At 70.7% G+C, this 22216-nt stretch carries 18 protein-coding genes and 2 pseudogenes; 7 read left to right on the plus strand and 13 right to left on the minus strand.

Annotated features, from left to right (window positions below; translation table 11 throughout):
- Positions 1-15: 15 nt before the first annotated feature.
- Positions 16-1065, plus strand: coding sequence for a LacI family DNA-binding transcriptional regulator (locus ACFJIT_RS17900; protein WP_130524649.1), 1050 nt, complete (start codon positions 16-18; stop codon positions 1063-1065).
- Between the two features lie 54 nt (positions 1066-1119).
- On the opposite strand, the gene ACFJIT_RS17905 is transcribed toward ACFJIT_RS17900, so the two are convergent.
- From ACFJIT_RS17905 to rpsU, 9 genes and pseudogenes are all read right to left on the minus strand, one after another.
- Positions 1120-2112, minus strand: coding sequence for a bile acid:sodium symporter family protein (locus tag ACFJIT_RS17905; RefSeq protein ID WP_379654474.1), 993 nt, complete (start codon positions 2110-2112; stop codon positions 1120-1122).
- Positions 2113-2402: 290 nt separating this feature from the next.
- Positions 2403-4134 (minus strand): annotated as a pseudogene (gene dnaG, locus ACFJIT_RS17910) (DNA primase).
- 279 nt (positions 4135-4413) lie between these two features.
- Positions 4414-5403 carry a YihY/virulence factor BrkB family protein gene (locus ACFJIT_RS17915; RefSeq protein WP_130531982.1) on the minus strand — a complete coding sequence of 330 codons (990 nt, stop codon included), beginning with the start codon at positions 5401-5403 and terminating at the stop codon, positions 4414-4416.
- 74 nt (positions 5404-5477) lie between these two features.
- A complete protein-coding gene (locus tag ACFJIT_RS17920) occupies positions 5478-7043 on the minus strand; it encodes a PepSY-associated TM helix domain-containing protein (protein ID WP_379654475.1) in 1566 nt (521 codons plus the stop codon).
- Positions 7040-7315, minus strand: a complete 276-nt coding sequence (locus ACFJIT_RS17925; protein WP_130531984.1) for a hypothetical protein — start codon at positions 7313-7315, stop codon at positions 7040-7042. Before ACFJIT_RS17925 ends, ACFJIT_RS17920 begins: the two co-directional genes overlap by 4 nt.
- Entirely contained in the window at positions 7312-7581 is a 270-nt protein-coding gene (locus ACFJIT_RS17930) for a hypothetical protein (RefSeq protein WP_130521532.1), read from the minus strand. The genes ACFJIT_RS17925 and ACFJIT_RS17930 overlap by 4 nt, the downstream gene beginning before the upstream one ends.
- A 30-nt stretch (positions 7582-7611) precedes the next feature.
- Entirely contained in the window at positions 7612-9900 is a 2289-nt protein-coding gene (locus tag ACFJIT_RS17935) for a TonB-dependent receptor (RefSeq protein WP_379654476.1), read from the minus strand.
- Positions 9901-10062: 162 nt separating this feature from the next.
- Positions 10063-10509 (minus strand): GatB/YqeY domain-containing protein, encoded by a 447-nt coding sequence (locus ACFJIT_RS17940; protein WP_130521536.1) that lies wholly within the window; start codon positions 10507-10509, stop codon positions 10063-10065.
- 159 nt (positions 10510-10668) lie between these two features.
- Positions 10669-10884, minus strand: coding sequence for a 30S ribosomal protein S21 (gene rpsU, locus ACFJIT_RS17945; RefSeq protein WP_002808376.1), 216 nt, complete (start codon positions 10882-10884; stop codon positions 10669-10671).
- Positions 10885-11007: 123 nt separating this feature from the next.
- On the opposite strand from rpsU, the gene tsaD reads away from it, so the two are divergent.
- Positions 11008-12036 (plus strand): tRNA (adenosine(37)-N6)-threonylcarbamoyltransferase complex transferase subunit TsaD, encoded by a 1029-nt coding sequence (tsaD, locus tag ACFJIT_RS17950; RefSeq protein WP_379654477.1) that lies wholly within the window; start codon positions 11008-11010, stop codon positions 12034-12036.
- Between the two features lie 129 nt (positions 12037-12165).
- Positions 12166-12882, plus strand: coding sequence for a uracil-DNA glycosylase (gene ung / locus ACFJIT_RS17955; RefSeq protein WP_379654478.1), 717 nt, complete (start codon positions 12166-12168; stop codon positions 12880-12882).
- A gap of 356 nt (positions 12883-13238) precedes the next feature.
- Here the strand turns inward: ung and ACFJIT_RS17960 are convergent, their stop codons facing one another.
- Entirely contained in the window at positions 13239-13949 is a 711-nt protein-coding gene (locus ACFJIT_RS17960; protein ID WP_228257934.1) for a DUF2059 domain-containing protein, read from the minus strand.
- A gap of 266 nt (positions 13950-14215) precedes the next feature.
- Here ACFJIT_RS17960 and arfB point away from each other — a divergent pair, with 266 nt between their 5' ends.
- The gene (arfB, locus tag ACFJIT_RS17965) at positions 14216-14647 is read left to right on the plus strand and encodes an alternative ribosome rescue aminoacyl-tRNA hydrolase ArfB (RefSeq protein WP_130521545.1); all 432 of its coding nucleotides are present in this window, start codon (positions 14216-14218) and stop codon (positions 14645-14647) included.
- 46 nt (positions 14648-14693) lie between these two features.
- Positions 14694-15254 (plus strand): lysophospholipid acyltransferase family protein, encoded by a 561-nt coding sequence (locus tag ACFJIT_RS17970; RefSeq protein ID WP_130521547.1) that lies wholly within the window; start codon positions 14694-14696, stop codon positions 15252-15254.
- An 81-nt stretch (positions 15255-15335) separates the two neighbouring features.
- On the opposite strand, the gene ACFJIT_RS17975 is transcribed toward ACFJIT_RS17970, so the two are convergent.
- From ACFJIT_RS17975 to ACFJIT_RS17985, 3 genes are all read right to left on the minus strand, one after another.
- Positions 15336-18398 carry a TonB-dependent receptor domain-containing protein gene (locus tag ACFJIT_RS17975; protein WP_379654479.1) on the minus strand — a complete coding sequence of 1021 codons (3063 nt, stop codon included), beginning with the start codon at positions 18396-18398 and terminating at the stop codon, positions 15336-15338.
- A 101-nt stretch (positions 18399-18499) separates the two neighbouring features.
- The gene (locus ACFJIT_RS17980) at positions 18500-19570 is read right to left on the minus strand and encodes a FecR family protein (RefSeq protein ID WP_379654480.1); all 1071 of its coding nucleotides are present in this window, start codon (positions 19568-19570) and stop codon (positions 18500-18502) included.
- Positions 19545-20126: an RNA polymerase sigma factor gene (locus ACFJIT_RS17985; RefSeq protein WP_379654481.1), complete on the minus strand. Its 582-nt coding sequence runs from the start codon at positions 20124-20126 to the stop codon at positions 19545-19547. The genes ACFJIT_RS17980 and ACFJIT_RS17985 overlap by 26 nt, the downstream gene beginning before the upstream one ends.
- Positions 20127-20565: 439 nt before the next feature.
- Here ACFJIT_RS17985 and ACFJIT_RS17990 point away from each other — a divergent pair.
- Together ACFJIT_RS17990 and ACFJIT_RS17995 are read left to right on the plus strand one after the other, a co-directional pair.
- A pseudogene (locus tag ACFJIT_RS17990) lies at positions 20566-20982 on the plus strand (Type 1 glutamine amidotransferase-like domain-containing protein); the annotation flags it as partial.
- Positions 20983-21219: 237 nt separating this feature from the next.
- A complete protein-coding gene (locus tag ACFJIT_RS17995; protein ID WP_379655801.1) occupies positions 21220-22173 on the plus strand; it encodes an isoaspartyl peptidase/L-asparaginase family protein in 954 nt (317 codons plus the stop codon).
- Positions 22174-22216 lie beyond the last annotated feature (43 nt).

The following is a 22216-nucleotide window of genomic DNA, read 5'->3' on the forward strand; positions in this document are numbered from 1 at the left end:
GATCGTCTGAATTCCATGAGTGTCGAGCGTCGCCGCACCAAGCGCAGCCCCCGTTTCACCGAGATCGCCATCGAGGCGGGGGTCAGCCCCAGCACCGTCGACCGCGTGCTCAACGAGCGCGGCAGCGTGTCCGACGCGCTGCGCCGCAAGGTGGTCGAGGCGGCCAAGCGCCTGGGCACCAACCGCCTGCTGCCGGACGTGCGCCATGGCGTGCTGCATTTCGACGTGGTGCTGGTGCACAGCGAGATCGCGCTGTTCCAGCGCTTCAACAACGCGCTGGACCGCTACGCCAACCTGATCGGCCCGCGCGTGACCGTGCATCGCAGCGCCTGGGGCGAACGCGACGACGAGCGCCTGGCCGAGTTCCTGGAGAATCCGCCGTATCCGCGCCACGGCCTGCTGATCGTGGCCCGCGACAACGCACGCATCGGCCAGGCCTTGCGCGCGGTGAATGCCGCCGGCACGCCGGTGGTGACCATGACCTCGGACGTGTCCGGGATCCAGCGCCTGGCCTATGTGGGCATCGACAACGTGCTGGCGGGGCGCACCGCCGGCTACCTGGCCGGGCGCTTCACCCGCCAGGCGGGCAAGGTGTGGATGCCGGTGGCCTCGCTGGATTTCCGCTCGCAGCTGGATCGCGTGGAAGGCTTCACCCAGATCCTGGCCGAGCAGTTCCCGCACCTGGACCCGCTGCCGCCGGTGGAAGTGGCCGACGACAACGAGCGCGCCCACGCCCTGCTGCACGACACCCTGCGCCAGCGCCACGACATCGTGGCGATCTACAGCACCGGCGCGTGCTCGGGCGGCATCCGCCGCGCGCTGCGCCGCCATCCGCTGGCGGTGGCGCCGGTGTGGATCGGCCACGAGGCCACGCGCGAACATGCCGAGCTGCTGCGCGCCGGCGATCTGGCCGCGGTGATCGACCAGGATCCGGAAGGGCAGATCCTCTCCGGCCTGCAGCATCTGTTGCACGCCAACGAGGAACTCGAGCGCGCGCCGGAGCAGCGCACGCGCTTCCGCCTGATCACGCCCGAGAATCTGAGCCAGTTCGAGCTGTTCGCGTAGGAGCAGGGGCCAGGGGGCGGAGGCCAGGGATCAGGGGAAACGCGGCGCGCCTGCTCAGTCGGCGATCGGCGCGTCGGTGCGCGCCTTGCCGCGCGCATAGCGCTGGGCCACTACCGCGCAGGTGATCAGCTGCACCTGGTGGTAGATCATCACCGGCAGCACGATCGCGCCCAGCGCGCCGCCGGCGAACATCACCTTGGCCATCGGCACGCCGGTGGCCAGGCTCTTCTTGGAGCCGCAGAACACGATGGCGATCTCGTCGCTGCGGGCGAAGCCCAGCCGGCGCGCCAGCAGCGTGATCAGGGCCATGGCCACGCCCAGCAGCGCCGCGGCGAAGCCGACCACTCCCAGCAGCGCCAGCAGCGGCGTGTCGTGCCACAGCCCTTCGACCACCGCCGCGCTGAAGGCGGTGTAGACCACCAGCAGGATCGTGCCCTGGTCGGTGTACTTGAGGACCGCGCGCCGGCGTTCGACCCAGCCGCCGATCAGCGGCCGCAGCAGATGACCGGCCACGAACGGCACCAGCAGCTGCAGCAGGATCTTGAACATCGCCTGCAGCGGATCGGCCATCTGCCCCTGGGTGCCGGCCAGCAGGGTCATGATCGCCGGGGTGAGGAACACGCCCAGCAGGCTGGAGGCCGAAGCGGCGCAGACCGCGGCCGGCACGTTGCCGCCGGCCATCGAGGTGAAGGCGATCGAGGACTGCACCGTGGACGGCAGCGCGCACAGGAACAGCAGGCCCAGCGCCAGCCCCGGCGTCAGCACATGCACGGCCAGCGGATGCACCAGAAGACCCAGCAGCGGGAACAGCACGAAGGTGCAGGCCAGGATGGTCAGATGCAGGCGCCAGTGGGTCATGCCGGCGACGATGGCCTCGCGCGACAGCCGTGCGCCGTGCAGGAAGAACAGCGCGGCGATGGCCACGTCGGTGATGTCGTCCATCCAGCCCGCCGGGGTGCCGCGCACCGGCAGCAGCGAGGCCAGCAGGACCGTGCCCAGCAGGCAGAGCGTGAAGGTGTCGATGCGCAGACGCTTGAGCAGGTTCACGAGCGGGGCAATGCGGCAGTGGGGACTTCGATTCTACCGGCCCTGTCGATGAGTCCGAGCGCTTTGGAGCATGGGCTGTAGGTAGGAGCACCTGTCTCCTCAGATCTCGCAGCGGCCCGCCTGTAGAGCGGAGCTTGCTCCGCTGGAGCCTTCCCCACGAACCGAACGAAGAGCAGCGGAGCAAGCTCCGCTCTACAGGGAGGCTGCGACTCGATCTGAGAGGCAGTTGCTCCACACCAAGTCTCGTCATTCCCGCCTTCGCGGGAACGACGACGGGGAACTCCCTGCGCTCAGTGCCCCGACGCGCGCGCCTTGAGCAGTTCGCGCAGTTCGTACTTGTCGGTGTCGTCCAGCCCCTGCGCGCGCTGCTTGGCCAGCAGCTCGTCCAGGCGCTGCTGCAGGGTCTGCTTTTCCAGCTGCACCACCGCGTCGTGCAGTTCCTGGCGCCAGGTGGCTTCCTCGCCGGGCAGCGCCTGCATCATCAGCTTCTGCAGCGCGGGCAGCTCCTCGCGTTCGGCGAAGTGCTCCAGCAGCGCGCCGGGGGTGATCTCCGGGGCGCGCCTGGATGATGTCCAGCAGCTCGGTCAGCAGCGCGATGCCGGGCAGGCGCAGGCCGGCGAAGGTGTAGGGCATCGGCACTTCCAGCGCCAGCGACGGTGCGTGCAGCAGCAGCAGGATCGCGCTGCGCACCAGGCTGGGCCGCTGCTGCGGGCCGGATGCAGCGCGCCTCGCGGCCGGGCGCGCGGCGGGCGGGGCCGGCGGCGGATTGGCGCCCACGCCGGTGATCCGCGCCAGCTCCGCGCGCATCAGGTCGCCGAAGGCGCCGTCGGGGATCTGCGCCAGCAGCGGCTTGGCGCGCTCGGCCAGGCGCGCCTTGCCGTCCAGCGTGCCCAGGTTGATCTCGCGCGAGAGCTCCTCGAAGAAGAAGGCCGACAGCGGCGTGGCCTGGGCCAGGCGCTCGGCGAAGCCCTCGGCGCCCTCCTTACGCACGATGGTGTCCGGATCCTCGCCATCGGGCAGGAACAGGAAGAACGCCTGCCGCCCGTCCTTCATCCGCGGCAGCACCGATTCCAGCGCGCGCCAGCCGGCGCGCTGCCCGGCCGCGTCGCCGTCGAAGCAGAAGTACACATCGGCCGCATTGCGGAACAGCAGCTCGGCATGGTCCGGCGTGGTCGCCGTGCCCAGCGTGGCCACCGCGTACTTCACGCCGAACTGGAACAGGCTGACCACGTCCATGTAGCCCTCCACCACCACCAGCTTCTCGATCTTCTGGTTGGCCTGGCGCACCTGCCACAGGCCGTACAGCTCGCGGCCCTTGTGGAACAGCGCGGTCTCGGGGCTGTTGAGGTATTTGGGGCCGTCGTCCTTGTCCAGCACGCGCCCGCCGAAGGCGATCGTGCGGCCGCGCCGGTCGGCGATGGGGAACATCACCCGGTCGCGGAACTTGTCGTAGACGTGGCCGCGGTCGTTCTTGGAGAACATGCCGCCGCGTTCGAGCAGCTGCATCCGGCGCGCGTCGGTGCCCAGCGCGTCCTTCAGCGCCGAATAGCCGTCGGGCGCATAGCCGATGCCGAACGCCGCGCGCGTGGCCGCGTCCACGCCGCGCCCGTCCAGGTATGCCCTGGCCTTGTCGCTGGCCTCCAGCTGCCGCTGGAAGAAGCGCGCGCTGGCCTCCAGCATCGTGTACAGCTCGCGGCTGTCGTCGCTCTGGTTGCGCTGAGCGGTCTCGCGCGGGACCTCCATACCGGCGCGCTTGGCCAGCTCGTCGACCGCATCGAGGAACTCGAGGCGGTCGTAGTTCATCAGGAAGCTGATCGCCGTGCCGTGCGCGCCGCAGCCGAAGCAGTGATAGAACTGCTTGACCGGCGAGACGGTGAAGCTGGCCGAGCGCTCGTCGTGGAACGGGCAGCGCGCCGCATACTCCTTGCCCTGCCGCTTGAGCGGCACGCGCGTGCCGATCACCTCGACGATGTCCGTCCGGGCGAGCAGGTCATCGATGAAAGCGTCGGGAATACGGGCCATGGCAGACGACTAGGATGCCACGCCCGTCAAGCCAAGCCGCCCCGGCCTTCCCTTGTACCCGGTCGTGCGTGCCCTCTCCCTCGCGCCAGCCCGTTTTCGGCCCCCTCCCTTTCGCCGAAGGCGAAGGGGAGCTCGAAGTCGCGAGCTAGCGACTGAGGGGGAGGGGTCGCTCTTCGCGACAAACCGTCCCAACCAGCCTCCCTCTCCCGCGTTCCGCAAAGAGGCAAAGACCCAGCGATTCCTAAAGCAGCCAGCGCGCCGAGGCGCGCCCCACAATCCTCAGGCCCGCGGCGCCCCATCCTGATGCGAAGGCAGCTCCTGCGCCGGCAGCGCCTGGGCGTCGGGATCGACCGCCTCGGGACGCTCGGTGGAACTCTGGCGCAAGACGGCCTCGCGCTCGGCGGCCCGGTGCGCGGCCCGGGCGTCCATCCGCTCGTCGATCACCGCGGTCAGCAGCGCGCCGACGAAGAACACCACGGTGGCGTAGTACAGCCACACCAGCATGATCACCATCGCGCCCATCGTCCCGTAGGCGCTGCCCGGGTCGGTGCTCGCCAGGTACAGCCCGATGCCGTAGCGCCCGGCGATGAACAGCCCGGCGGTGATCACCCCGCCCAGCAGCGCCTGGCGCCATTCCACCGGCCGGTCGGGCAGATAGTGGTAGAGGAAGCCGAACGCGGCCGCGTACAGCACGAAGGTCAGCGCATTGCCCAGCACCGGCAGCAGCGAGGGCACGCTGGCCAGCACCACCTGCAGCGCGGTGGCGGCCATCATCGAGACGATCAGCAGGAAGCCCAGCCCCAGCACCACGCCGAAGGAGAACACGCGCTTCTTCAGGAAATCCCACACACCGCCCGTCAGCGCGGTGCGGTCGGTGTAGAAGATCAGGTTCAACGCGGCCTGCAGGCGCGCGAACACCGCCGTGGCGCCGACGAACAGCAGCAGCGTGCTCCACAGCCCGGCCAGCGATCCCACGCTGGGCTGGGCCTTGGCGTTGGTCAGCACGGTGCGCGCCACGGCCCCGGCCTGCGGCCCGGCCAGCCCGGCGATCTGCCGCAGCAGTTCGTCCTGCGCCGGCGGGTAGAGCGAGGCCACGATCCACAGCAGCAGCACCAGCAGCGGCGCCAGCGACAGCAGCGCATAGAAGGTCAGGGCCGCGGCCTGGGTCATCAGGTCGCTCTCGGAGAAGCGCTTGGCCAGCGCCACCGGAAAACTGTCCTGCAGCTTCTGCAGGCGACGGCTCAGTTTGTCGGACGAGGGCAGATGCACGGCATTGATCGGCGTTGCGACGGTTGCCGATCAGCATGCCCCGCAGGGGTGTCACCAGTCGGTGATCGAATGGATCAGCCCGCGCTGGCGGGCGTCTGGGCCGACCACACGCTGTTGGCCTCGCCGGCACGAGCGCGACGGCGCGCGGCCAGGCCCATGCGCCAGTACGCGAGCGCCAGCAGCAGCGCGATCGCGCCCACGCCGAAGCGCGTCCAGTGCCCGTGCCACAGCGCGGCGAACAGATGCTCGCCGGTGCCGATCCACCCGGCCACCGGCACCAGCGCGGTCAGCGCCGCGCAGGCGAACAGCAGCTCCGCACCGGCCCTGGCCGGCGCACGCAGCAGCGCCCACAGCAGCAGCGCGAAGAACACCGCGTAGTAGGCGAACTTCGCCTGCGCCTCGGGCAGCAGGGCGCCGGCGATGAACAGCGCCGAGACCCCGCCCACGCAGCCCAGGCACACGCCCAGCGTCAGCCGCGCCATCACCTGCGTGCGCGTCGGCTGCTGCGGCGTGCGCCGCTTGCGCCGTGCCTCGATCCACAGCAGGTTGCCGCTGTAGAACAGGAACGCCCCGCCCAGGCCCAGCACGAAGTACAGCCAGTGCACGGCGCCGTGGCCGTAGTTGCCGAAGTGCAGCGCCTGCAGCCCGCGCAGCATCGCCGTGCCCGGCGACATCGCGCGCGGATCGACCACCCGCAGCACCTGGCCGCTGGCGCCGTTGAGCGCGACCACCGCCAGCGTGTTGAGATGGCGCTGGTCGATCTCGCCATACAGCTCGATCTGGGCATTGGCATCGCCGGCGTCGTGGTAGGCGATGGAGTCCACCTCCATGCCCGGCAGCGCCAGCTGCGCGCGGCGGATCAGCTCGGCCACCGGCAGCGTCGGCGCGGCGACCTTGGCCGGCGCGACGTGGGGGACGACTTCGAAGTCCGATGCCAGCACCTGCATCAGCTTGCCGCCGAACACCAGGTACTGGAACGGCGCCAGCAGCACCAGGCCCAGCGTCAGCACCGCGCCCGACCAGGCGAAGATCATGTGGAAGGGCAGCGAGAGCATGCCGATCACGTTGTGCGCGTCCTGCCACAGGCGCTTGAGGTTGCTGCCCACGCGCAGCGCGAACAGGTCCTTCAGCAGCACCGGCGCGTAGGCCACCACGCCGGACACCAGCGCCAGCCCGTACAGCACGCACACCACGCCGAACAGATAGGTGCCGAAGGTGCGCGGCAGGCCGGCGGTGAAGTGCAGGTCGTAGAGGAAATCGACGAAGCCCACCCGCTGCGGCAGCTGCTGCAGGGCGCGGTGTTCGTCGAGCCGGTACTGGAAGGTCTCCCGCCCGCCGGGCGGCTGATGGAACACGCGCGGTACCGGGCCGTGGTCGCCGGCCAACACCAGGAACATCGCATCGCGCGCGTCCGGATGCTGGCGCTGCATGGTGTCCACCAGGGCCTGCGCGCGGGCCAGCGTCTGCGCCGGGTCCGCCTCTTTGGCATCGGCCACGGCCGGGCGCGGCGCCCAGTCGTTCAAGTCGTGGGTGAAGATGCTGAAGGCGCCGGCATAGAAGGCGATGAACAGCGCCATCCCGGCCAGCAGCCCGGCCCAGGTATGCAGCGACAGGAAGCTGCGCAGGGTCGCGGCCTTCATGCCGGCAGCTCCGCGGCCCAACCCAGCGCCTTGGCCGCATACAGCGCGGCGTAGGCGAGCACCGTGGCCCCGCCCAGCCACAGCCAGGCGCGCGCGCCGCTGCGGCAGGCGAAGGCCGCCGACATCGTCCCGATCCACACCGGGAAGAACAGCAGCAACAGCGGCAAGGTGTGCACCTCCAGCCGGCCCGGCCACAGCAGCGCCGCCAGCCCGACCACGCCGGTGGACAGCGGCAGGCCCAGCAGGATCGCCGCCAGCCACTTGCCCGTCATGGGGCCACCTTGCGCGCCTGGCGCCAGGCATCCAGATAAGGCAGCGCGACCAGGCCGAGCATCACCGCGCTCAATGCGGCGAACGCACCGGCCCACGGCCCCAGCACCGCGATCGCCAGCCCCAGGCAGGCCGCGCACAGCAGCCAGCCGGCCACGCGCAGGGCGCGCGCATGCGCGCGCAGCGATGGCCGCAGGCGCTGATGCGCGCAGGCCAGATAGAACGCCAGCGCGGCCAGCAGGCCGCCGAGCAGATACAGCACGGTCATCGGATTGCCTCGCACATGCGCTTCATCGCCTCACCAGTAGGCCTCGAATCCGATCCCGATCACGCGCGACGCGCCGATCACCATGTTGGGCTGATCGGCCCAGGCGTACTGGACATAGCCCTTGTCCAGCAGGTTGCTGCCGAACACGTAGGCGCTCCAGTCCAGGTTGCCGTAGCCCAGCTTGCCGTTGACCAGCGTGCGCGAGGGCGCGCCCTCGGCGCCGCTGCCCACGCTGAACTTCACGCTGTCGCGGAAGTTGGCGTTGAGGTTGCCGAACCAGCCCTGCGCCCAGCGCCAGTTGCCGCCGGCCGCCAGCGTCCAGTGCGGCGCATAGGCGAACTCCTGGCCGCTGTAGTCGGTGATGGTCGCGCCCTGGATGGTGCGGAATTCGTCGTAGCGCGTGCGCGTGCCGCCCAGCGCGGCGTACAGGTCGAAGCCCTCGCTGACGCGGTAGCGCGTCTCGGCTTCCAGCCCGTACAGGTGCGCGCGGCCGGCATTGACGGTGTTGTAGTCGTAGGTGTTGAGGCCGAAGTAGGCGGTGACCTGCTTGTCCTTCCAGTCGATGTAATAGGCGTTGGCGTTGAAGGTCAGGCGCCCGTCCAGCCACTGCGTGCGCAGGGCCGCCTCGTAGTTCCAGGTGTATTCCGGGTCGTAGGCGACCACCTGGCTGCGGGCGATGTTGAAGCTCGAACCGCCCGAGCGATAGCCGCGCTGCACAGTCAGCGCCAGCGACTTGTCCGCGGCGAAGTCCCAGCGCAGCCCGGCCTTGGGCAGGAAGGCGGTGAAGCTGCGCGTGGTCGGCGCCACGTAGCCGCCGCTGGCCGAACGCACCAGGCCCAGCACCGCCTGGTTGATGCCCACCACCGCCCGGTACAGCAGCGAGCCGGCCGCGCCGAAGCCGCCCGGATCGGGCAGGGTGCCGGCGAACACCGCATTGGTGTCGTTGGAGAAGGTGTAGTCCTGGCGGTCGTAGCGGAACCCGCCCAGCAGCGTCCACGCCGGCGCCAGCCGCAGCTGGCCATCGCCGAACAGCGCCTTGTTCTCCGACTCGGTCGGCGCATCGCTGTCGTAGTCCACCGGGATCACCGGCAGCGCCTGCGCGTAGCGCGCGGCGATGGCCGTGGCGTTAGCCGCCGGGAACCCCGAGGCGCGCAGCACCCCGGCGATGGTCGTCACCGGCGTGGTCACATTGGTGCGGCTGGACTGGATGTTGCCATCCTCCGCGCGCGACCAGTACGCGCCCAGCAGCCCGTCCAGGCGCTCGCCGGCGTAGTGCACGCGCAGCTCCTGCGAGCGGCCGCGGTAGTCGCCGTCGGTGAGGGTGTGGGCGGAATCCACCGGTCCCAGGTCGTTGTCGGCGCTGCGTGCGGTCGTCACCTTGCTCCAGGCCGTCACCGAGGACAGGGTCCAGGCGTTGCCGAAGTCGTAGTCCACCTGCGCCGTGCCGATCTGCGCGTGGGACCTGGTGGTGTTGGGAAAGTCGGAGGTGTTGATCGGATGGTCGAACGGGTCGCGCACATCGCTGCGCGCGTAGGTGTACATGTACGGCCCGTCGCGGTTGTCGTTGATCCAGGTCAGGCGCGCGGTCAGGCCCGGCAGCCCCTTGGGCGTCCACAGCAGCTTGAAGCGGGCGTTGGTGCTCTCCAGCGCGTCCTCGCCGGTCTGGCGGGTCGGGTTCCACACGTAGCCGTCGAAATCGCGCTTCTCGGCGGCCACGCGGAAGGCCAGTTCGTCGCTCACCAGCGGGCCGCCGCCGGCGACGGCGTAGCGCTTGTCCGACGGGTCGGACAGCAGTACGCGGGCGCGGCCGCTCCAGTCCATGGTCGGGTCCTCGCTGCGCATCACGATCGCACCGGCCAGGGCGTTCTGACCCTGGATGGTGGACTGCGGGCCGCGGAAGATCTCGACCTGGGACAGGTCCCACAGGTCGGTGGGCAGGCTGTCGCTGGCCTGGCTGGGCATCGCCGCGCCGTCCAGATAGATGGTGGCCAGCGGGTTGGGCGCGCCGGACTCGTCGGCGATGCCGCGGATGGTGAAGCCGCGCTGGCCGTACATCGGCGTCACGTTGGGCGTGCGGTTGATCAGGTCCGACAGCGAGAGCAGGTTCTCCTGCTCGATCCTGGCGCTGGTGGTCACCGCCACGCTGGAGGCGGTGTCCTGCAGCGAGCGGTCGGTCTTCTCGCCCTTGACGGTGACCTTGTCCAGGTCCGTGGCGGTGGCCGCCGTGGGCGCCTGCTGGGCCGCGGCGGGCAGGGCCGCCAACACGGCCAGGGTCAACAACGTCGGGCGCAGGCCGGCGCGGTGAGTGGAAGCGGACATGTGGAACTTCCCCGGGAGGTCCTTGCAAGGCGGACCTGCTGGCGGGCGCGGCGAGAGGCTTGCACCCAGCCCGGGAAGTGTAGATGAGAATGGCTTTCGATTGCAGCTCGCGCGGGCGGGCGGACGGCGCGCGGCCCGCAGGCGGCGCGCCGGGGCGCGGGCTCAGCCGGCCAGCTTCTGCTTGACCAGCTTGGACACCAGGCCCATGTCGGCCTGCCCGGCCAGCTGCGGCTTGAGCACGCCCATCAGCTTGCCCATGTCGGCCGGGCCGGCGGCGCCGGTCTGGGCGATGGCCGCATCGATCGCCGCGGCGATGGCGGCCTCGTCCAGCTTGGCCGGCAGGTAGGTGTCGATGATGGCTAGCTCGGCGCGCTCGATCGCGGCCAGGTCCTCGCGGCCGGCGCCTTCGTACTGGCTGACCGAGTCCTTGCGCTGCTTGACCATCTTCTCCAGCACGGCCAGCACCGCGGCGTCGTCCAGCTCGATGCGCTCGTCGACTTCGCGCTGCTTGATCGCCGCGTTGATCAGGCGGATCACGCCCAGGCGATCCTTCTCACCGGCCTTCATGGCGGTCTTCATGTCTTCGGTCAGCTGCTGCTTGAGGCTCATGGCCATCCTCCGGGGCAGGGCGCGCGGGTCGAACCCGCGCGGGAACAGGAATCTAAGGGACGACAAAAAGCCGGCGACGCTCGCGCGTGCCGGCTCTTGGTCTGGCTTGCCGCCGAGCCACCGCGCGGAGCGGTGGCCGACGCAACGACCCGCCTTCGCTCAGTACAGGCGCTGGCGCTTGGTGACGTCGCGCGAGGAGCGACGCAGCTGGCGCTTCACCGCGGCAGCGGCCTTGCGCTTGCGCTCCTGGGTCGGCTTTTCGTAGAACTCGCGCTTGCGGGTTTCGGCCAGCACGCCGGCCTTTTCGCAGGTGCGCTTGAAACGACGGAGCGCAAACTCGAACGGCTCGTTTTCGCGGACTTTGACGCTGGGCATGGAATCTCCGGGACACAAAATGACCGGGCTCTGACCCGGTGAGCCGCGCACTATAGCGGCTCGTCCGGTGCCGTGCAAGCGCGCGGGCTGGAAAAGGGCCTGCGCCGGGCGCATCCTGTGGCCATGAAAGTCCTCGGCATCGAAACCTCCTGCGACGAGACCGGCGTGGCGGTCTACGACACCGCCCTGGGCGGCGCGGCCGGCCTGCGCGCCCACGCGGTCTACAGCCAGATCGCCCTGCATGCCCAGTACGGCGGCGTGGTGCCGGAGCTGGCCAGCCGCGACCACGTGCGCAAGCTGCTGCCGTTGATCCGCCAGACCCTGAGCGAGGCCAGCCTGTCCACCCGCGATCTGGACGGCGTGGCCTACACCGCCGGGCCCGGCCTGGTCGGCGCGCTGCTGGTGGGGGCCGGCGTGGCCCGCGCGCTGGCCTGGGCGCTGGACCTGCCGGCCATCGGCGTGCACCACATGGAAGGCCACCTGCTGGCGCCGCTGATGGAGGACGACCCGCCCGCGGCGCCCTTCGTCGCGCTGCTGGTCTCCGGTGGGCATACCCAGCTTGTGGCGGTGGACCGGATCGGTGAGTACCGCCTGCTCGGCGAGACCCTGGACGATGCGGCCGGCGAGGCCTTCGACAAGACCGCCAAGCTGATGGGCCTGCCGTATCCGGGCGGCCCGCAGCTGGCGCGGCTGGCCGAGACCGGCACGCCGGGGGCCTACACCTTCGCCCGGCCGATGACCGACCGCCCGGGCCTGGACTTCAGTTTCTCCGGCCTGAAGACGCAGGTGCTGCTGGCCTGGCGCGACAGCGATCAGTCCGAGACCACGCGCGCGGACATCGCACGCGGCTTCGAGGACGCGGTGGTCGACACCCTGGCGATCAAGTGCCAGCGCGCGCTGGAGGCGGCCGGCAGCGACACGCTGGTGATCGCCGGCGGCGTGGGCGCCAACAAGCGTCTGCGCGCCAGGCTGCAGGCCATGTGCGAACAGCGCGGCGGCCGTGCCTGCTTCCCGCGCCCGGCGCTGTGCACCGACAACGGCGCGATGATCGCCTTCGCCGGCGCGCTGCGCCTGGAAGCCGGCCAGCGCAGCGACGCGCAGGTGCACGTCACCCCACGCTGGGACATGGCCACGCTGCCGGCGGTGGCGTAGAGCGGAGCTTGCTCCGCTGCGCTTCGTTCGGTTTGTGGGGAAGGCTTCAGCGGAGCGAGCTCCGCTCTACAGGTCTACAGGCGGCTCCCACCTGCACAAGCAAGCATCGGCGCCGCCTACAATGACGCGATGACCGAAGACGCTTCCCAGCCCCGCATCCAGCTCGAGCCTTCGTGGAAGGCGCGGGTGGGCGATTGGCTGCTGCGGCCGGAGATGCAGGCGCTGTCGGCGTTCCTGCGTCAGCGCAAGCAGGCCGGGGCGCATGTGTTTCCGCCGGGGCCGCAGATCTTCGCGGCGTTCGATGCCACACCGTTCGAGGCGGTCAAGGTGGTGATCCTGGGCCAGGATCCGTATCACGGCACCGGGCAGGCGCATGGGCTGTGCTTCTCGGTGCTGCCGGGTGTACCGGTGCCGCCGTCGCTGCAGAACATCTACAAGGAGCTGGCCAGCGACATCGGCTTCACTCCGCCGGATCACGGCTGCCTGACGCCGTGGGCGCGCCACGGCGTGCTGCTGCTCAACTCGGTGCTGACGGTCGAGGAAGGCCGCGCCGGCGCGCATCAGGGCAAGGGCTGGGAGGGCTTCACCGACCATGTGATCCAGACGCTGGCGCAGGAGCGCGAGCATCTGGTGTTCCTGCTCTGGGGCAGCTATGCGCAGGCCAAGGGCAAGGTGATCGATCCGCGCCGGCATCGGGTGCTGAAGGCGCCGCATCCTTCGCCGCTGTCGGCGCACCGCGGCTTCCTGGGCTGCCGGCATTTCTCGCAGGCCAACGAGTATCTCGATCGGCACGGGTTGGGGGCGGTGGACTGGCGTCTGCCGCCGCGGTCGCAGTTGGCGCTTTAGGGCTTCCGGTAGAAGCGCCTCTGTTGTTTCCCGCTTGGCGAGGAACGACTTCTTGATCAGCCATTCCTGAAGGGCGCGCATTCTGCTTCTGCCCCCTCCCTTTGGCCGCAGGCCAAGGGGAGGGATGGGGAGGGGTGCTCTTCGCGGGGAAGTCAAAAGCAAGAGTACCCCCTCCCAACCTCCCCCTTCGCTTCGCGAAAGGGGAGGGGCTGTTCGGGACTTCGGGGGACGAAAGGGGGCTGTGGGCGGTTCCGCTTCGTCTGCGCGCCGAGAGAGGCGTGAGGCTTTGCGGCTGCGGCTGCGGCAAGGTCGCGGACGCCGTCTTCAGGGCTGCCGCCCTGCGCCGGGGTGCGGCGCTACGAGGCCTTCTTGGTCGTGGTGGTCTTCTTGGCCGGGGTCTTGCTGGTGGTGGCCTTCTTGGTGGTGCTGGCCTTGGTCGAGCCGGACTTGCTGCTGCTCGACTTGCTGGAGCTGGACTTCTTCGTGCTCGACTTGGTGCTCGACTTCTTGCTGGTCGAGGTGGCCTTCTTGCGGGTGCTGCTGGTCGTGGCCGACTTGCGGCGCTCCTCCGGCGGGGACACCGGCGGGGCGGGCAGGGGCTCGGCCGAGACGGTCTTGACCTCGGCCTGCAGCGCCTCGAGCTGCGGGATCATCTTCTGCTGGATGCCGACCATCAGGCTCTGCATCACCGCCGGCGTGCGGTCCAGCAGGCGCTGGCCGGCCTTGCTCTCGTAGAACTTGGTCATCGCCTTGACGTCGTCGTCGTCGAAGGTCTTGCGGTACACGTCCAGATAGACCGGGCGCATCTGCTCCCAGGCCAGCGACTGGCGCACGATCTCGGAGGTCTTGGCCTGGATCTGCTGGATCTCGGCCTGCTGCTGCGGGGTCAGCGTCTTGCCCTGGGTCAGCTGGGCGAACTGCTCGCGCTGCATGGCCTCGACCTGGGGCTGGATCGCCGCCAGCATGCTCTGCGCGCGCGAGGCGGCCAGCAGTCGGTCGATCTCCTCGTCGGTCGGCACGCGGGCCAGCGCGGGCGCGCAGACCGCCGCCAGCAGGGACAGCAACAACAGGACGGACGTGAATCGACGGCGTGGCATGTGGATCTCGAAAAGGCGCGCAACGTGACCGGCGATGGTGCCGAGCCGGCGCGGGGTGCGTGTAAAAATTTCACTAAGCAAGGGCGGCGATTCTGCGTCGGTTCGCCTCGCTCGCAAAGCGCGATGACAGACTCGTCAGGTGCGCGCGCGGGCCGGGGTTCAGGACCGCGATGGGCGATAGCCCGCGTGTCGCGGCATCGCACGGCGTGTCATCGCCTTGTCCTACAATCGCGGCCATGCCGGCCGGTTCCCTCCAGATCACCCCTGCGCTGTCGATCCCCGAGGAGGAGCTGGTCGAGCGTTTCGTGCGCGCCAGCGGCGCCGGCGGGCAGAACGTCAACAAGGTGTCCAGCGCGGTGGAGCTGCGTTTCGACGTGGCTGGCTCGCCGTCGCTGCCCGAGGCCCTGCGCAGCCGCCTGCTGGCGCGTCGCGACCGGCGCCTGACCGACGAGGGGGTGCTGGTGATCGACGCGCAGCGCTTCCGCACCCAGGACCGCAACCGCCAGGACGCACGCGAGCGCCTGGCCGACATCATCGCTGCCAGCCTGTCGGTGCCCAAGGCGCGCGTGGCGACCCGACCGAGCCGCGCCTCCAAGCTGCGCCGGCTGGATGAGAAGAAGACCCGTGGCCAGATCAAGCGCAACCGGACCGCACGTGACTGGGACTGACCCGACCCCGAGGCCGCCGGGCCAGATGCCGGCCACCCCCCGCAACATGCCGCGTGTGAAGCCCAACCGCTTCAACCGCTGGTGCGCGCGCACGCTGCTGCGCCTGAGCGGCTGGCGCATCGCCGGCGAGCTGCCGGACATCCCCAAGCTGGTGATGATCGTGGCCCCGCATTCGTCCAACTGGGACGGGCTGTGGGGCATGGCGGCCAAGATCGCGATGGGCTTCGAGGTCAAGGTGCTGGCCAAGGCCAGCCTGTTCTGGTGGCCGCTGTCGATCCTGCTGCACAAGCTGGGCGTGGTGCCGGTGGACCGCGCCAACGCCGGCGGTGTGGTCAGCACCGCGGTGGACACCATCCGCCGCAGCGAGCGCATCTGGTTCGTGGTCACCCCCGAGGGCACGCGCAACCGCGTGGACAAGTGGAAGGCGGGCTTCTGGAAGATCGCCCGCGCCGCCGATGTGCCGGTGCTGATGGCCTACTTCCACTACCCCGAGAAGATCATCGGCCTGGGGCCGGTGTTCCATACCAGCGCCGACATGGAGGCCGACATGGCCGCCATCCGCGCCTGGTACCGGCCGTGGATGGGGAAGACGCGCGGCACTGTCTGAGGAACGGGCGGAGAGGAACGAGGCGCGAGTGAGCGCGGATCTTCTGCCCGCGCCCGTTACTCATTCCTCAGCACGCGGTTCTCACAAGGCCTTGCCGCCGAACTTGTAGGTGAAGTCCAGATACAGGCTGCGCCCCAGCGAATCGAACCAGGACACGTCGTAGTACGGATAGGCGGTGTAGCTGGCGTCCTTGGGCGGCATCTTGTCCAGCACGTTGTTGACCGTCAGCGACAGGCGCGCGCGGTCGCCGAACTGCCGCGACAGCGACAGGTTGTAGCGCCAGGTCGCCTCGACCCACGGGCTCTGGCCCGAGTCCTCGTCGAAGTCCTGGTCGTAGGAGGCGTAGTTGGGCAGCTTGCCCAGGCGCTGGCCGTACACCGTGGCCGACCAGGCGGCCTTGCTCCAGCCCACACTGGCGCTGGTCTTGGTGCGCGGGATGTCGTAGCCGCTGTTGATGGCGAACTCGTCCACCATCGGATCGCCGGCATAGACCTGGATGTCGTGGCGGTGCACCCAGGTGTAGTCCAGGCCCAGCGTGAACAGGCCCAGGCCGGTGTCCAGCTTCCAGTGCGCGGCCAGGTCTGCGCCGGAGGTGCGTTCGCGGGCGATGTTGATCGGTTCGACGGACACGCCGTAGAGCTTGCCGTCCGCCAGACGGGTGACGCGCGAGAGCGCGTCCACGCACGTGCCCGAGCTGAGCGGGACCGCGCCGGTGAGGCAGTCGCGCTCGTTGCGCAGGACCACGTCCACGCGCAGGTCCTGCACCTGGTCGCGCATGTCGATGTCGAACCAGTCCAGCGAGATGTCGAAGCCCGGTGTGGGCGAGAACACCAGGCCGGCGGTCCACGCGGTGCTGGTCTCCGGCTTGAGGTCGCGGTTGCCCACGCGCGTGCGCACGATGCCCTCGTCGCCGTAGCTGCAGTCCTCGTACGGCGTGCCGGCCTCCTCGGTGTCGCAGCGGTAGTAGTCCACGCCGGAGGTCTCGTCCTCGCCTTGCTGGGCGAACAGGTAGTGCAGGTCCGGCGCGCGGAAGGCGGTGCCGTAGGAGCCGCGCAGCAGCAGCGCGTCGATCGGGCGCCATTCCACGCCCGCGCTCCAGGTCGGCTTGTCGATGCTGCGGCCGGCGAAGCGGTACTGGTCGAAGCGCCCGGCCAGGCTCAGGTTGAGGCGCTCCAGCAGCGGCAGGCGCAGTTCGCTGGCCACCGCCCAGCGGTTGCGGCTGCCGTGGCCGTCGGAGTCCTTCCAGCTGTAGTAGTAGTCCTGCGTGGCCAGCGGATCGGGCTTGAGGTCGTAGCCCTGGCTGCCGAGCTCGGCGGTGGCCGACAGCCCGGCCGGTCCGCCGGGCAGGCCGAACAGCTCGGTGTTGGTCAGGGTGAAGGCCAGCGTGTCGTTGCGCGACTCGGGGTGGTAGGTGGAGCGCGCGAAGATGCCGTCGTATTCGGCGCGGGTCAGCGGGGTGTACAGGCGCGCCGGATCGGCGTCGTAGATGGGATAGCCCGAGTCCTCGTCGATGCCCAGCATCGGCCCCAGGAACAGGTCGTTGGCCTTGGACGCGACGATCTGCGGCCAGCTCACCGCCAGCGAGTACTGCGAATGCGACAGCGAGGCCTCCCAGTCCCAGGCCTGACCAAAGCGGCCGGCCAGGCCGGTGGTGAGGCTGAAGGTCTTCTGCCGGTTGCGGACCGTGCCGGTGTTCAGCCCGCCCATTTCCTCGGGCGTGAACTGGCGCTGCCAGTACTCCACCTGCTCGGTGGCCTGGTTGTAGAAGTAGCCGTCCTTCTGCCCGTTGGGCTGCTGGTAGGACCAGCTGCGCACGTCCCGGAACAGGTCGATGGTGTGGTAGCCGGCCTGCACGTCGGCGAACCAGCGCAGCCCGTCGCCGAAGTCGTAGTTGAAGCTGCCGTAGGCGTTGAGCCCCTCGCGCTTGCTGATGATGGTGCCGTAGCCGATCGCCTTGTCGCTGCCGCAGTAGTAGCCGGGGCCGTAGTCGTCCAGCGCGGGGTCGTAGTCGCCGTAGCGCGGGCGCGAGGCGTAGTAGGTGGAGTTGCCGTTGAAGCGGGCCAGGGCCTCGCAGGTGTCCCGGCCCGGGTCGAGGTAGGTGTCGTAGTAGTCGGTGCGCAGGAAGCCGCGGCGTGCGATCCGGCCGCTGGCCACGGGGGAATCCTGCGAGGAGTCCTGGATGCCGCGCTGATAGGCCCACAGCGGGTTCTGCCCGGTGTACTCCAGTCCGTACACCGCGCTGAAGGCGCCGCGCTCGAAGCCGCTGGAGATGCTCAGGTCGAACGAGTCGGCATCGCCGCGGCTGGTGGTGCCGAAGCGGTAGTCCACGGTGGTGCCGTCGGCGTGCTTCTTCAGGATGAAGTTGACCACGCCGGAGATCGCGTCCGAGCCGTACACCGCCGAGGCGCTGCCGCTGAGGATCTCGATGCGCTCGATCATCCCCAGCGGGATGTTGGAGATGTCGGTGAAGTTGCTGCGGCCCTTGAACGGCAGCGGGAAGTCGGCGATGCGGCGGCCGTTGACCAGCACCAGGGTGTGGTTGGGCCCCAGCCCGCGCAGGTCCACCTGCTGGGCGCCGGGCGAGAAGTCCGCGCCGTTGGCCGACTGCTGGCTCTGGGTCTCGCCGCCGTTCTGGGTGATCGCGCGCAGCACGTCGGGCACGGTGGTGAAGCCCTTGGCCTTGATGTCCTCGGCGGTGATGGTGGTGATCGGCGCCGGGCCCTCGACCTGGGCGCGCGGGATGCGCGAGCCGGTGACCTGCAGGCGCTCCAGGTCGGTCGGGGCGTCGCTGTCGGCCTGCGGCGCGGGCTTCGGGCGCGCGCCGGGCGCAGGCCGCGGGGTCGCGTCCTGGCGGGCGATCAGCAGTGCGCCGGAGGCGTCGCGCCGGGCGACCAGGCCGCTGCCTTCGAGCAGGCGCTCGGCGGCCTGCGCCGGGCTCAGCTCGCCACGCACGCCGCGGGTCTGCAGGCCGGCCAGCTGCTCGGGGCGGTAGAGCAGCTGCGCGCCGGTCTGGCGCGAGAGCGCCTGCAGGGCGCCGTCCAGGCTGCCGGCCGGGATGTCCAGTTGGCTGGCCGCCTGGGCCTGGGCGGACAGGGCCGCCGCACAGGCAGCGCTCAACAGCAGCGTTCGCAGCTTGGAATGCATTCGACTCTCCCCAGAGTGGCGGGCGTGCGGGGGGCGCGCCCATGCAAGGCTCAGGACGAACAAGTCCGCCACTCCCCCCACGCGATCGACGCGCGGCGCGCTCAGCGGCTGTGCAGCAGCACCGTCCCGGGGCGGCGTTCGGCGTGCACGGGGAAGCCGCGTTCGAGCAGGCGCACGAAGCCGTCGGCGTTGTCCCACTGGAAGGTGCCCGACACCCGCAGCGCAGCGGCCCGGGCGTCGGCCACCACCAGCTTGTGCGCGTTGTAGCGGTTGAACTCGGCCACCGCCTCGCCCAGGGCGGTGTCGCGGAAGCTCAGCAGGCCGCCGCGCCAGTCCAGCGCGGCCTCGGCCTCGGCCAGCGGCACGCTGCGCACCAGCACCCCGTCCGGGCCGGCGATGGCGATGCTGCCGGCCGGCAGCAGCGTGGTCGGGGCGGGGCGGTCGCCGTGGTCGTCCGATTCCAGCCGCACCGTGCCTTCGGTGACGATCACGCGCGTGGTGGCGCCGTCGCGGCGTACCGAGAAGCGCGTGCCCACCGCCACCGCGCGGCGCTCGCCGGCCTCGACCACGAACGGCCGGTCGGCGTCCTTGGCCACCTCGAAGTAGGCCTCGCCGCGCTCCAGCGCGATGCGCCGGCGTGCGGCCGACAGCGCGACCTCGATCAGGCTGTCGCTGCTGAGCGTGGCGCGCGAGCCGTCGGACAGCGCCACCGGCTGCAGCTGGCCCAGCGCGCTGGCGTAACGCACGCTTTCGGTGACCGCGTAGCGCCTCCAGCCGGCGCCGGCCACGACCAGGGCGAGCAGCAGCACGGCCGCGCTGGCCAGCAGGGCAGGCCAGCGGCGGCGCGCGCGCGCTGGGCGTGGGGCGAAGACCACCTGCGACAGGTCGGCGCCCGGGCCGGGGGTCGCGACGGAGGCGGACGATGGCGTTGGGCCGGAAGACCAGGCGCCGCGCGGCGGCACCGCGCCCGGCGCCACCCCGGCGCCGAGCGCGGCCAGGCGCCCGCTCTGCTCCCAGGCCGCCTCAAGCCGCAGGAAGGCGATGCGGTGCGCGGTGGCCTGCGCCAGCCAGGCCTCCAGCGCGTCCTGCGCCTGCGTGTCCCAGTCGCCGCAGTCGCGCCGCGCCAGCCACGCGGCCGCGCGCGACTCAATCCTGGCGCTGTCCGTCGACATGCCGGTGTCCGGTCGCTTGCGATGCGGCGGCGGCCGGGCGCGCCGGGCCGCCGCCGTGATAGGCCCCGGCCAGCAGGCGCATGCCCTTGGCCAGGTGCTTCTCCACGGTCTTCTCGCTGATGCCCATGCGCATGGCCGCCTCCTTCTGCGACAGTTCCTCCACCCGCCGCAGCCACACCACTTCCCGGCAGCGGTCCGGCAGCCGGTCGAACGCCTCGGCCAGCCGCCTGAGCACCTGCCGTCCGCCGCATACGCGCTCGGGACAGGCCTCATCCACCAAGACGTGCAAGGCGTCCAGATCACCCACTGCCTCGATCGACACCACCCGCCCGCGGCGCAGCCGGTCGGTCATCAGGTGGCGGGCGGTGGCGAACAGGAAGGACTTGGGCGCGGTCGGCAGGGCCTTGCCGGCGGCCTCGTAGACGCGCACGTAGATCTCCTGGCGCAGGTCGTGGACCTCGTCGGGCCGCGACCAGCTGCGGCGCAGATACGCGCTCAGCGACGCCTCGTGGATCAGGATCTCGCGGATGAACCAATCGTCCAGGGCGGTGCGCATGGCCTGCACCATAGCCGAGCGGGCGCGCTGTTGCCCACAGGGGGATCGGCGCCGCTCGTTCGTCCTGCATGGCTGCCGCCCTCCAAAGGAACCCCTGCCCATGCCCTCCGTTTCGCGCAAGTCCTGGCCGCTGCTGGCGGCGCTGCTGTGGTCGGGTGTGGCGCTGGCCGCGCCGGCCTCGCTGGACCGCTACCTGCTGGGCGATGCCAAGGCCGCCACGCCGGGCAAGGTCCAGCCGGGCCTGCTGCTGATGGGCGGCGGCGACCGCAACCATGATGCGCTGCGCTGGTTCTTCGCCAAGGCCGGCAACGGCCACCTGGTGGTGCTGCGCGCCTCGCAGGCCGGCGAGGTGGGCGAGGAGTTCTATCGCGAGGTCGGCGGCCCGGTGTCGGTGGAGACCTTCGTCTTCCACGACCGCCAGGCGGCCTACGATCCGAAGATGCTGCAGGCCCTGAAGCGGGCCGACGGCATCTTCATCGCCGGCGGCGACCAGTCGCGCTACGTGCGCTTCTGGAAGGACACGCCGGTGGCCGCCGCGCTGGATGCGCATGTGGCCGCGGACAAGCCGCTGGGCGGCACCAGCGCCGGCCTGGCCATGCAGGGCGAGTATCTGTACGGCGCCATGGACGGCGGCAGCCAGACCAGTCCGCGCGCGCTGGCCGATCCGCTGGGGCCGGAGAACACCATCGAGACCGGCTTCCTGCACCTGGCCGCGCTCAAGGGCGTGGTCACCGACACGCACTTCAGCGAACGCAACCGGCTGGGCCGGCTGATCGGCTTCGTGGCCAAGGCCGAGACCCTGGCCGGGCATCCGCTGATCGGCCTGGGCGTGGACGAGAGCGCGGCGGTGGCCGTGGAAGGCGATGGCAGCGCCCGCGTGTACGCCACCGCGCCCGGCGCGGGCGCGACGGTGGTGCAGGGCGGCTTCGCCGAGCGCCAGGCCGAGGACAGCCCGATGCGGCTGGCGCAGGTGCGCACGCTGGGCGTGGGCGCCGGCTCGGTGCTGCACCTGCCGGCCGGCACGGTGGACGCGCCGGTCTTCCAGCGCCGCTACGCGGTGCGCGACGGCGTGCTGGTCCTGCTGGATGCGCCGATGCTGGTGATCCACGGCGGGGCCGGCGTGGAGCGCAAGGGGATGACGCCGGCCGACGAGGCCGAGGCGCGCGCGGCGATGACCGCCGCGCTGCAGGTCGGCCATGCGCTGCTGACCCAGGGCAAGCCGGCGCCGGAAGCGGTGGCCGCGGCCATCACCGTGCTGGAGGACTCGCCGCAGTTCAACGCCGGCAAGGGCGCGGTGTTCACCCACGACGGCAGGAACGAGCTGGACGCGGCGATCATGGACGGCGCCAGCGGCAAGGCCGGCGCGATCGCCGGCGTGCACCGGGTCAAGAATCCGATCCTGCTCGCCAAGGCGGTCATGGACCACTCCCAGCACGTGATGATGGTCGGCGATGGCGCCGAGGTCTTCGCCCGCGAGCAGGGCATCACGCTGGTCGATCCGTCGTACTTCCGCACCGAGAAGCGCTGGCAGCAGCTGCAGCAGGCGCTGAAGGAAGACCGCCAGGGCCTGGCCCACGGGGACCTGGCCACGGCCAGGCACTTCGGCACCGTCGGCGCGCTGGCGCTGGACGGCGCCGGGCGGTTGGCGGCCGGCACCTCCACCGGCGGCATGACCGACAAGCGCTACGGCCGGGTCGGCGATTCGCCGATCATCGGCGCCGGCACCTATGCCAACGCGCAGTGCGCCGTGTCCGGCACCGGCTGGGGCGAGTTCTACATCCGCGCGGTGGCCGCCTACGACATCTGCGCGCGGATGAAGTACGCCGGCCAGTCGCTGGTGCGCGCGGCGCAGACGGTGATCAACCGGGAGATCCCGGCCGCCGGCGGCGACGGCGGCGCGATCGGGCTGGCCGCCGATGGCGTGGTCGCCTTCCCGTTCAATACCGAGGGCATGTACCGCGGCTGGATCGGCGCCGACGGCGTGCCGCACGTGGCCATCTACAAGGACGACGCACTGCCGCTGCCGGCCGGCCAGGCGGCGCCCTAAGCGTGGCTTATCCGGTGCCCGGGCCGGGCAGGCCGGGCCCGGG

Origin of the sequence: Pseudoxanthomonas sp. UC19_8, from assembly GCF_042700505.1 — a bacterium.
Classification (GTDB): domain Bacteria; phylum Pseudomonadota; class Gammaproteobacteria; order Xanthomonadales; family Xanthomonadaceae; genus Pseudoxanthomonas_A; species Pseudoxanthomonas_A winnipegensis.